The organism is Dellaglioa sp. CoH-57-MRSF-19 (genome assembly GCF_056781975.1).
Genome location: NZ_JBXAXW010000107.1, coordinates 1 through 513 on the forward strand (window position 1 = coordinate 1; position 513 = coordinate 513).

Annotated in this window: 1 protein-coding gene; it reads right to left on the bottom strand. The window is 53.6% G+C overall.

The window, feature by feature from the left end:
• Positions 1–363, bottom strand: a 363-nt coding sequence (locus tag AC1RO3_RS08490) for a hypothetical protein (protein WP_481764003.1), incomplete at its 3' end; no start/stop codon positions are given.
• Positions 364–513 lie beyond the last annotated feature (150 nt).

Sequence of the window (513 nt, forward strand, 5' to 3'; positions counted from 1 at the left end):
GAACAGTGCGTTCATGTAGAACTTGCGGCCGACCTGAATCAGCTGGTCGTCGCGCTCGACGCCGCTATCCTTCTCATGCTGCGCGTGTGCATACCACGGGTCGTACTTCGTACTGTCAAACTGCTGCGTTTCCGGGTCATACGACGGCAGATCGACCGGGAACTTCGTGGACTTGCCATCCTTCGTCTTGGTCTTGACCCATGCAGTTGCATACGAGTGAACGTCACCGTAGAGCCGCAGCGTCACCCACTTCTTTTCCGGAAACTTGAAAAGCTGCACGCGATCCTGAATTTTTACCTTGTCGCGCTTGCCACCGCTGCTGGTGTTGACCGAATCGAAGTCTGCGCCTTTTTGACGTGCCATTTGATGCTATCCTTGCTTGGTTGATGGTTTGTTACTGGTACTGCGTGGACACACTATTTACTATCAGTGGACGAAACGGGAACGCGGGTCAGTGATGAAACTGCCGTTGTCAAATCCCGGTATATTGCGACGATGGTCTCGCGCAGACCT